Below are 10,965 nucleotides of genomic sequence, written 5' to 3'. Positions count from 1 at the left end.
TTGAAGTGGTTTGGGTATATAATCATGCAGCTATTTTTTATGCTTTTAGTTTGTATACACAAGGCCAGTCTGATTTAGCATTTGATGTATTGATGAAAATGCTACCTAGTGAAAAAGATCAAATTAAACGTGGTCAGTTGCCTATTTTTATTCCAAATTATTATCGTGGTGCATTTCATCAATTTCCTGAAATGGCTGGTCGCTCTAGTCAGTTATATAATACAGGTACAGTTGCTTGGTTTTACCGGTGTATAGTGGAGGGGTTATGCGGATTAAAAGGTGATAATGGAGATTTAGTTGTACGACCTCACTTACCTAAGCACTGGCCTAACATTAAAGTGGTACGCCATTTTCAAGGTGCGATTTTTGATGTTGAAATAATTCAATCGCATAAAGTGACAGCAACAAAGTTAGTGTTAGATACGATTGAATTAAGGAGTAATAAAATTACAAACATAGTTAAAGGTAAGCAACATAAATTGATCGTTATCACACCTTATTCTTTGCTGAAGGAACAAGTTGTTAAGGAGGAGCTAAATGACTTATGACTTATATCTGAAATTAATCATCGTAATATGTTTAGAATGTTAAATTTTGATATTTGTTATTTTATTTGATCAACATAGTGACCCTAAACATTTATATTGGGATGACGATTGTTTAGAGGTTTTTTATTGATGAAGATAAATCAGGCGGTGATCATCAGTTTAATTATAATGCTTTTGCTTATCATATTGCTCTTGATAACTAAGTTGTAGATATAGGCAAAAATCACAATGATGGTAGTAAACAAAGAGAGCACTTTATGGGCTCGACGGCAATAAAAGCTAAAAATGGTAATAAAAACTTCGGTTATATTAACGCGGATGTATTTGATTCATTAATTTTAGTTAAATAAATAGAAATAATATAGGTTTTAGCGCAGTTTGGCTGCTTTGTGAGCGCTTTGACCAATTAATTTTCCATAACATAAATATATTTTTAAAATGCTACAAAAAAACAACATTTCAATTTAGATAAACCTGTTATTATCCTGCAAAATTTTTTGTTAAAACAAGATCAATGAACAAAACACAATTAATAGTCAAAATTGCTAAAGAAGCAGATATCACTCAGGTACAAGCAAAACAGTTTTATGATTCTTTTGTTGCCACCATCACTAAGCAACTTTATGAGAGTGAAATAGTGCAATTGACAGGATTTGGCAATTTCTCAATTAATTATCGACCTGAGCGCCAAGGCCGTAATCCTCAAACAGGCGAAGCTATAACAATCCCTGGAACTCATGTGCCCGTATTTAAACCAAGTAAGGTGTTAAAAGAATTATGTAATACTTAATTTAGGTGTATTGAATTACACCGAAGTTTATATGAGTACGATTGTAAGCGAAGCTTTTGACTTCGTTTTTTTGTTTGCCCAGCAAAGCTGGCAGGCTGAAAGAAGTCTGTATCACCCTGACTAAGTGGAAGATAATCCGAATGACAGGATGTCATGGAGTAACAATGAGAACTGAATATCCGCAGTGCAAGACTAAATAGTGCAATAAACGCTATTGAACATGCTCTAATAGTTATAGGGTATTGATTTTTCCATCGAGGTATAGATCAAAAAAAGTCGCAGTGTCGCAGTGATGAATTCTCTGTTGTTAAATCTGAGGTTTACGCTTCTCATTAAGCCTTATTTTAAATTGGCATAACAAGATTAATACAACTGATATTAGCATTAAAGATGAAAATGGCAGGGTATTTTTAACCCAAAATAAAGTTAATAACGGCCCAGCTAAAGCGCCGATACCAAAACGTAGCGTACCAATAACGGCTGTTGCTGTTCCTGACTTTTCCTCAAAACGCAATAATACTAATGCATCAGAATTACTTGCCATTATACCTAGGCTCATCATTAGTGGCGCTAAAGCAGCAATTGTATAATAAAGACCTGAATCTAATACGCTAGTGGTAAATAAGAGGCTTACTGAGATCAGTGCCAATAATAATCCGGCATGTAACATTTTGCGTGAGCCGACTTTTGGCACGAGTCTGGTATTTAAAAAATTACCTAACATAAGGGCAATCACATTAACGGCAAATAAAAATCCAAAGAGATTTTCTGAAACCTGAAAATAATCCAAATAAATAAATGGCGCTGAAGTTAAAAAACAAAAGAAAGCAAAAGAAGCCAATACAGAGGTTGTTATATCTAAACGGGCTTCTTTATTGCTAAAAACGGCACCGTAACTATCCAGAAAAAGGCTAATGCCTTTTTTCTTAGATTTAAATATGGGGATCTCAATAAAATATTTAGCCACGAGTAGTAGAGTACTAAAACTATAAAGTGCTAAAACAATGAATATACTCGACCAATGCCAATAGCCCATTAAAGCGCTGCCTATGGTCGGAGCTATTAATGGAGCAATCATCATGATCATAGAAACATAAGACATACCTTTAGCAGTATCTTTTTGATAGATATAACGAATAACCCCAGGTACAACAACAGTCGCAGCAGCACCCGTAAATGCTTGAATTGCCCTAAAGATAAAAAACACTTCAATTTGTTTTGAAAAAGCTAATACAAATGAGCTGATACAAAACCCTGTTAACCCGAACACAGCAAGTTTACGCCTACCAAATTGATCGGCTAAAGGTCCGAAAAATAACATGCCTAATGCATAGCCCGCCAAATAAATACTTAAAGACATTTGAATATAACTAATAGGTGTATTCAAATCTTGGCTCATGACTAACATTGCTGGTAAATACATATCAATTGCTAATGGTGTGATGGCGACTACGCTTGCAAATAAAGGCAGTAATATTCGCTTGTTGAAACTATCATTCATTTGAGCTTCTTATTGAAAGGGAAAATTATGAGCGCGTATCATACTCCTGAGCATTTAAAGATAGTAGATAAAATGAGTTTTAATTGTATCGATGTGTTTTTTACTTACAGTCTATACCTAATCTTAAAACTCATTTAAAATAGCAGAGACTAGGTTTAATGAATGGATTATTTGATGAAAACAACACTTATCGCGCTTTTTACATTAATAGCAATAGCAGGATGTAAAACTTCACCTACTGGCAGAACTCAAATTGCTTTATATTCAGATAGTGAAATGAATTCGATGGGCGTGCAAAGTTTTAAACAACTGAAAGAGCAAAAGCTAATAAATTCAGACACAAATGTTAACCGTTATGTACAATGCGTTGCTGATAATGTTATCTCTGTACTACCAAAAAAATATGCAAATCAACAATGGGAAGTTATTTTATTTGAAGATGATTCAGCTAATGCGTTTGCGTTACCAGGTGGAAAAATTGGTATTCATACCGGTTTATTAAAAATAGCGACTAATCAAAATCAATTAGCAACTGTATTAGGTCATGAAATAGGGCACGTGATCGCCGAACATTCGAATGAACGCGCATCACAAGGAAACTTATTACAATACGGTATGCAGGCAACAAATGCTGTTCTGCAAACACAAAATGTCAAGTATCAAGTAGAAATCATGTCCGCTTTGGGCATGGGCGCGCAATACGGTGTTGTATTACCATTTAGCAGAACGCATGAAACAGAAGCTGATAATGTTGGTTTAGATTTAATGGCAAAAGCAGGGTTTAATCCAAAAGAGTCAGTTACTTTATGGCAAAATATGTCAAAGGCAGGAAATGGTGCCACACCTGAGTTTTTATCTACTCATCCAGCACCAACAAGTCGTATTAGTGAACTCAGAGCAAGAATGCCAGCAGTAATGAAACTTAAAAATGCAGCTACACAATCAGGTTTAAAACCAAATTGTAAATTTTAATTATTAATTATTAATTTTAAATATATCGATAACAAAAAGTGTACTTTTCATACGCTTTTTGTTTCTGGAATGATTAACTTTGATGTTATTGAAGTTTTTTGTTATTTCTAAAACAAATTACAACAATGGCAGTTATAGCCAAAATAAAACAATAATATGCTGAGGTGGATACTTGCCATGGAGATAAACCAAATGTTGCACCTAACAATAATGCCTGAGCTCCATATGGCAATATTCCTTGAACAACACAAGCAAAGATATCAAGTAAACTAGCAGAGCGTTTTGCACTCACATTGCCGTTTTGTGCTAACTTTTTAGCAATAGGACCTGAAATTATAATGGCTACAGTATTGTTAGCAATACATAAGTTAGAAGCAAATACTAAGGCTGCAATACCAAATTGATCCGCAACTTGTCGATTGTATTTTGCGATGAATTTTGTAACGTGTTGAATCTTTTTAGCTATATAATCTAAACCGCCATTAATACGAATAAACTCTGATAGTCCTCCGATAAGCATAGACAATAAAAATATTTCTTGCATGCCTGTAAAGCCTTGATAAATATCCTTTACAAAAGCGCCAGCTTCATAATCTGATGTGAAGCCAATCATAGCTGCAAATAAAATTCCGCTAATCAAAACTGCAAAAACATTAAATCCCATCACAGCTAAAATAAGAATAAAGGCATAAGGTAATACTAATAGTAAATCATAATCTTGTATTTCAATCGCTTGGGATTGAGGGCTAACGATAAATAATAAAGCAATCGTTATAATAGCAGCAGGTACAGAGAAAGATAAATTTTCTTTAAATTTATCTTTCATTTCACAGCCTTGGGTACGTGTTGCTGCGATCGTTGTATCTGAAATAATTGAAAGGTTATCGCCAAAAATAGCACCAGAAATTACAGTGCCGGCAACTAAGCTTGGGTCTATACCTGTTTTGACAGATACAGCATAGGCAATAGGTCCAATTGCTCCGATTGTCCCCATAGAAGTTCCCATCGCGGTTGCAATTATTCCCGATATTAAAAATAAACCCGGTAATAAAAGTGCTGCAGGGATTACATCAAGTCCAGCATTAACTATCGCATCCACACCACCCGTAGCCCCTGCAACGGTAGAAAATGCGCCCGCTAGCAAATAAATTAAACACATCGTGATAATATTGTTATGTCCAGCGCCTTTGACAAAAGTCTCTACAGAAGAGTTTATTGTTTTTTTGTTAAGAAAAAAGGCTAATAAAATGGCTGGTAAAATAGCAACAGGCGCAGGTAGTTGATAAAAGGCATAATCAACACCGCTAGCTTGTAAATAAAGCCCAGTGCCTAAAAAGAGACTGACGAAGAGTAATAAAGGAAGCAAAGATAACTTAGCTTGCGTTTTGTTGTAATCAAGTTGCATATACAGCCTTTTAATTATTATTTTTTTTCTATTGTTTATTGAATTTGTTTTATATTTCAAGTGAAACAAAGAAAAGGAGGAACATAATTTAAAATTTGGATGTTGAAATGTATAGACGTCTAGATGTTTTGTCAATGATATCTTATTAGACTCGCTTTAAATCTTTGGTGCAAGGTATACAGGAATGAAATTTGTTCATCTCAAATAACCAACACGCTCTAGCCGTGAAAATTATAAACGGGTAAAATATCGCCCATCAAAATATAATGGAAATAACAAATGAATCACATCGGAATTTTTGGCGCAAATGGTCGTATGGGTCGCGCCTTATTAGAAGTCGTTTCAAAAGATCAAAATAGTGATTTGACTGCTTTTTGCCGTACAGGGTCACAACATATAGGGGGAGACTTAAGTGCAACAATTTTGGGTTCAAAGGAACGTATAATCTTGAAAGATGAAAGTGAGGCTATTCATGATGAAATTGATGTTTTTATTGATTTTACTTTACCTCAAGGCTTAAAAAAGCATTTAGCCGAAGCAGTAAAAAATAAAACGGCTATGGTAATTGGTACGACAGGTTTAACTGCTGAAGATATGTGTGAACTTGAGCAAGCAAGTAAAGAAATTCCAATTGTTTTTTCACGTAATTATAGTGTTGGCATTAATGTTTTACTTAATTTAGTGAAAACAATAGCAACAACTTTAGATGAAGATGTTGATATAGAAATATTCGAAGCACACCATAGGCACAAAATTGATGCACCTTCAGGTACTGCGTTAGCTATAGGGGAATCTATTGCGGATGCTAAAGGGTGGGATCACGATGAAGTTGCAAAATACGATCGTACACATGATGAAGTAGAGAAAACTCAAAATGAAATTGGTTATTCAGTGGTACGTTCAGGTGACATAGTTGGTGAACATACGGCTTATTTCTCAACTATGGGTGAAAGGCTTGAATTAACCCATAAAGCGAGTTCACGTATTACCTTTGCGCAAGGTGCTTTAAGGGCTGCAGCATGGTTAAAAAAACAACCTGTTGGACTTTATACTATGCAGGATGTGCTAGGTTTAACTAAGTAAAGTGTTTCTTATAAGGCTTTAATACATTTTTTTGCCTGAAACGGCTGTTTTAGGTTTTTTATCATTTTTAATTAGACCTTTTGCCATTTTTATTCTAAAATACGTCGGATTTGCCAAATTTTTGTTTTATGTGTCTTAAAATGCTTTGTGTCTGTTGTGAATCGTCAGTTTTTGCAACAGATATTTTCCTGTTAGGAGGTTAACTTGACTAAACCCGCTTTGTTAGTTTTAGAAGACGGTACAGTATTTCGTGGTACTGCTATTGGTGCTGAAGGTATTTCAGTTGGAGAAGTAGTATTTAATACGTCTATGACGGGCTATCAGGAAATTTTGACTGATCCTTCATACGCGGAACAAATTATTACTTTAACTTACCCGCATATCGGTAATACAGGTACGAATAGTGAAGATGAAGAAGCGAATAACATCTGGGCTAAAGGTTTAGTTATTCGTGATTTACCTTTATTAGCAAGTAATTTTCGTAATGAACAGTCTTTAGATGAATATTTAAGACAACGCAATGTTTTAGGTATTGCTGATATTGATACGCGTAAACTTACACGTATATTACGTGATAAAGGTGCGCAAAATGGCTGTATCATCGCCGGTGAGATTAATGAAGAGAAAGCATTGGAAGCAGCAAAATCATTCCCTGGTTTAAAAGGAATGGATTTAGCAAAAGTAGTAACAACAGCTGAAAATTATCAATGGACTGAGTCAAGCTGGACATTAGGTAGTGGTTTTAAAGCACTGACAGAAGAAAACACAAGATTTCACGTAGTTGCTTATGACTTTGGTGTTAAACGTAATATTTTACGTATGTTAGTTGACCGTGGTTGTAAATTAACTGTCGTACCAGCCCAAACATCAGTTGCTGATGTATTAGCTTTAAATCCAGACGGTGTCTTTTTATCAAATGGGCCAGGTGATCCTGAGCCTTGTACGTACGCAATTGAAGCGATCCAAAGTTTCTTAGAAACTGATATTCCAATATTTGGTATTTGCCTAGGTCATCAGTTATTAGCACTTGCTTCAGGCGCTAGCACAAGCAAAATGAAATTTGGTCACCACGGTGGTAACCACCCAGTTAAAGATTTAGATAAAAATGTAGTGATGATCACAGCACAAAATCATGGTTTTGCAGTTGAAGAAGATAATCTTCCTGAAAACTTGCGTGCAACACATAAATCTTTATTTGATGGCACATTGCAAGGTATTCATCGTACTGATAAGCCTGCATTTAGCTTCCAAGGACATCCAGAAGCAAGTCCGGGTCCGCATGATGCAGCACCATTATTTAACCATTTCATCGACTTAATGCAAACTCGTAAACAATAATTTAAGACTGATACTTTAGGAAATAGAGAATAATGCCAAAACGTTCCGACTTAAACAGCATACTTATCTTAGGTGCAGGTCCAATTGTAATTGGTCAAGCTTGTGAGTTTGATTACTCTGGCGCACAAGCATGTAAAGCATTAAGAGAAGAAGGTTATAGAGTTATCTTAGTGAACTCTAACCCCGCAACAATTATGACAGATCCTGAAATGGCAGATGCGACATACATCGAGCCAATTCACTGGGAAGTTGTTGAAAAAATTATTGCTAAAGAAAAACCATGTGCTGTACTTCCTACTATGGGTGGTCAAACGGCACTAAATTGTGCGCTTGATTTAGAAAAACATGGCGTACTTGAAAAATACAATGTTGAAATGATTGGCGCGACTGCTGATGCAATAGATAAAGCCGAAGATCGTTCTCGTTTCGATAAAGCAATGAAAGCAATTGGTCTTGATACACCTGTTGCTGAAATCGCACATTCAATGATCGAGGCAAAAGATATCAATACACGTATTGGTTTCCCTTGTATTATTCGCCCCTCTTTTACTATGGGCGGCACTGGTGGTGGTGTTGCTTATAATATGGAAGAGTTTGAAGAAATCTGTACTCGTGGTTTAGATTTATCCCCAACAAGTGAATTATTGATCGATGAATCATTAATTGGTTGGAAAGAGTACGAGATGGAAGTTGTACGTGATAAAAACGACAACTGTATTATAGTATGTGCGATTGAAAACTTTGATCCTATGGGTGTTCATACTGGTGATTCAATCACAGTAGCGCCAGCACAAACATTGACTGATAAAGAATATCAATTAATGCGTAATGCTTCTTTAGCAGTATTACGTGAAATTGGCGTTGAAACAGGTGGTTCAAACGTACAGTTTGGTATTTGTCCAAATACGGGACGTATGGTTATCATCGAAATGAACCCGCGTGTATCACGTTCTTCAGCTCTAGCCTCAAAAGCGACTGGTTTCCCAATTGCTAAAATTGCTGCTAAATTAGCGATTGGTTACACATTGGATGAACTTCAAAATGATATAACAGGTGGCAAAACACCTGCATCATTCGAACCTTCAATCGATTATGTTGTGACTAAATTACCACGTTTTAACTTTGAAAAATTTGCCGGTGCTAACGACCGTTTAACAACGCAAATGAAATCTGTTGGTGAAGTAATGGCCATTGGTCGTAACTTCCAAGAATCTCTACAAAAAGCACTTCGTGGTCTTGAGGTTGGCGTAAATGGTTTATCACCTATCATTGATTTAAATGATTCAAATGCAAAATCTAAAATTATCCACGAATTACGTGAACCAGGTGCAGAGCGTATTTGGTACATCGCTGATGCAATGCGTTCAGGTATGAGCATTGAAGAAATTTATGAACTAACTAAAGTCGATCTTTGGTATTTAGTTCAAATGGAAGACATCATTAAAGATGAAGCCAAAATTTCTGAAGTGGGTATGGCTGGCTTAAATAAAGAATTCTTACGTAAGTTAAAACGTAAAGGTTTTGCTGATTCTCGTATTTCTGAAATTGCGGGTGTATCTGAAACGGAAATTCGTAAAAAACGTCATCAGTTAAATATTACACCAGTATATAAACGTGTTGATACATGTGCTGCAGAATTTAGCTCAGATACGGCTTACATGTACTCATCTTATGATGAAGAATGTGAAGCAAACCCCTCTGATAAAGAAAAGATCATGGTAATTGGCGGTGGACCAAACCGTATCGGTCAAGGTATCGAATTTGATTACTGTTGTGTTCATGCTGCATTAGCAATGCGTGAAGATGGCTATGAAACTATTATGGTTAACTGTAACCCTGAAACGGTTTCTACCGATTATGATACTTCAGATCGTTTATACTTCGAACCAATCACACTAGAAGATGTACTTGAAATCGTTCGTATCGAGAAGCCAAAAGGCGTTATTGTACAATACGGTGGTCAGACGCCTCTAAAATTAGCACGTGAACTTGAAGCTAATGGTGTTCCAATAATTGGTACTTCTCCAGATGCAATTGACCGTGCTGAAGATCGCGAACGCTTCCAACAAATGGTTGAGCGTTTAGATTTATTACAACCAGATAACGCAACAGTAACTTCAATTGAAGAAGCAATTGCAAAATCAACTGAGATTGGTTTTCCACTTGTAGTACGTCCTTCGTATGTACTTGGTGGACGTGCGATGGAAATCGTATATGATGAAGCAGACTTACGCCGTTATATGACAGAAGCAGTTTCTGCATCAAATGAAGCACCAGTATTACTTGATCGCTTCCTTGATGATGCCATTGAAATTGATGTTGACGCAATTTGTGATGGTGAAGAAGTTGTCATTGCAGGTATTATGGAACATATTGAACAAGCAGGTGTTCACTCAGGTGACTCAGCATGTTCATTACCGGCATATACATTAAGTGCACAAATACAAGATGTTATGCGTGATCAAGTTAAACGTATGGCTTTAGAACTTGGTGTTGTGGGTTTAATGAATACACAGTTTGCTGTTAAAGATGGCGAAGTGTACTTAATCGAAGTTAATCCTCGTGCCGCGCGTACTGTACCATTTGTATCTAAAGCCACAGGTATGGCTGTAGCTAAAGTAGCTGCACGTTGTATGGCCGGTCAAAACTTAGCGAGTCAAGGCATTACAGGTGAAATCATTCCACCTTATTATAGCGTTAAAGAAGTGGTACTTCCTTTCGCTAAGTTCTTAGGTGTTGATCCTATCCGTGGACCTGAAATGCGTTCAACGGGTGAAGTAATGGGGGTGGGTGAAAACTTTGCCGAAGCTTTTGCTAAAGCACAGTTAGGCGCAAGCAACATATTACCCCGCGGCGGACGTGCTTTATTATCAGTGCGTAATGCGGATAAAAAACGTATTGTAGAACTTGCACGTATAATGAGAGACTTAGGTTTTGAATTAGATGCGACAGGTGGCACAGCTAAAGCAATTGAAGCTGCTGGAATCGAAGTTCGACATGTGAACAAAGTATTTGAGGGTCGTCCTCATATTCTTGACCGCATTAAAAACGAAGAGTATAGCTATATTGTAAATACCACTGAAGGCCGCCAGGCTATCGAAGATTCAAAAGTGCTTCGACGTGGTGCATTGCAACATAAAACCAACTATACTACGACACTTAATGCTGCTTTTGCTAACTGTAGAGCAAATGCTGCAGATGATAGATCTGTTGTTACTTCGGTACAAGAACTGCACAAAAGAATAAAATAAGCTCCTAGAGTAGAGTAAAATAAAATATGCTTATACTTTTTATTGTATGAGCATAATTCAAATAACCTGAAAGTTGA

At 36.3% G+C, this 10,965-nt stretch carries 7 protein-coding genes and 2 pseudogenes; 7 read left to right on the top strand and 2 right to left on the bottom strand.

Going from position 1 to position 10,965, the window contains the following annotated elements; translation table 11 throughout:
- From CJF42_RS27195 to CJF42_RS04180, 3 genes and pseudogenes are all read left to right on the top strand, one after another.
- Positions 1 to 548 (top strand): glycosyl hydrolase family 65 domain-containing protein (locus tag CJF42_RS27195; RefSeq protein WP_353651669.1); only part of this gene is annotated, 548 nt, incomplete at its 5' end.
- 58 nt (positions 549 to 606) lie between these two features.
- A pseudogene (locus CJF42_RS04185) lies at positions 607 to 898 on the top strand (sugar-binding protein); the annotation flags it as partial.
- 161 nt (positions 899 to 1,059) lie between these two features.
- Positions 1,060 to 1,338: pseudogene (locus CJF42_RS04180) on the top strand (HU family DNA-binding protein); the annotation flags it as partial.
- Positions 1,339 to 1,645: 307 nt separating this feature from the next.
- On the opposite strand, the gene CJF42_RS04175 reads toward CJF42_RS04180, so the two are convergent.
- Positions 1,646 to 2,839, bottom strand: coding sequence for a multidrug effflux MFS transporter (locus tag CJF42_RS04175; RefSeq protein WP_095365473.1), 1,194 nt, complete (start codon positions 2,837 to 2,839; stop codon positions 1,646 to 1,648).
- A 174-nt stretch (positions 2,840 to 3,013) separates the two neighbouring features.
- On the opposite strand from CJF42_RS04175, the gene CJF42_RS04170 reads away from it, so the two are divergent.
- Positions 3,014 to 3,811, top strand: a complete 798-nt coding sequence (locus tag CJF42_RS04170) for a M48 family metallopeptidase (protein WP_095365472.1) — start codon at positions 3,014 to 3,016, stop codon at positions 3,809 to 3,811.
- Between the two features lie 85 nt (positions 3,812 to 3,896).
- Here the strand turns inward: CJF42_RS04170 and CJF42_RS04165 are convergent, their stop codons facing one another.
- Positions 3,897 to 5,216, bottom strand: a complete 1,320-nt coding sequence (locus tag CJF42_RS04165) for a Na+/H+ antiporter NhaC family protein (protein WP_095365471.1) — start codon at positions 5,214 to 5,216, stop codon at positions 3,897 to 3,899.
- Positions 5,217 to 5,495: 279 nt separating this feature from the next.
- On the opposite strand from CJF42_RS04165, the gene dapB reads away from it, so the two are divergent.
- From dapB to carB, 3 genes are all read left to right on the top strand, one after another.
- Positions 5,496 to 6,299 carry a 4-hydroxy-tetrahydrodipicolinate reductase gene (gene dapB / locus CJF42_RS04160; RefSeq protein WP_095365470.1) on the top strand — a complete coding sequence of 268 codons (804 nt, stop codon included), beginning with the start codon at positions 5,496 to 5,498 and terminating at the stop codon, positions 6,297 to 6,299.
- 204 nt (positions 6,300 to 6,503) lie between these two features.
- On the top strand, positions 6,504 to 7,637 hold the full coding sequence (gene carA, locus CJF42_RS04155) for a glutamine-hydrolyzing carbamoyl-phosphate synthase small subunit (RefSeq protein ID WP_095365469.1): 1,134 nt from the start codon (positions 6,504 to 6,506) through the stop codon (positions 7,635 to 7,637).
- Positions 7,638 to 7,669: 32 nt separating this feature from the next.
- Positions 7,670 to 10,888: a carbamoyl-phosphate synthase large subunit gene (gene carB, locus CJF42_RS04150; protein ID WP_095365468.1), complete on the top strand. Its 3,219-nt coding sequence runs from the start codon at positions 7,670 to 7,672 to the stop codon at positions 10,886 to 10,888.
- Positions 10,889 to 10,965 lie beyond the last annotated feature (77 nt).

The organism is Pseudoalteromonas sp. NBT06-2 (assembly GCF_002276045.1).
GTDB lineage: Bacteria > Pseudomonadota > Gammaproteobacteria > Enterobacterales > Alteromonadaceae > Pseudoalteromonas.
This window is presented reverse-complemented; position numbering and strand designations above follow the sequence as displayed.

Excerpts from the sequence above, each read along its gene's own strand:
- CJF42_RS04175 (WP_095365473.1), bottom strand. The coding sequence starts at position 2,839 with ATGAATGATAGTTTCAACAAGCGAATATTACTGCCTTTATTTGCAAGC.
- CJF42_RS04170 (WP_095365472.1), top strand. The coding sequence starts at position 3,014 with ATGAAAACAACACTTATCGCGCTTTTTACATTAATAGCAATAGCAGGA.
- CJF42_RS04165 (WP_095365471.1), bottom strand. The coding sequence starts at position 5,216 with ATGCAACTTGATTACAACAAAACGCAAGCTAAGTTATCTTTGCTTCCT.
- dapB (WP_095365470.1), top strand. The coding sequence starts at position 5,496 with ATGAATCACATCGGAATTTTTGGCGCAAATGGTCGTATGGGTCGCGCC.
- carB (WP_095365468.1), top strand. The coding sequence starts at position 7,670 with ATGCCAAAACGTTCCGACTTAAACAGCATACTTATCTTAGGTGCAGGT.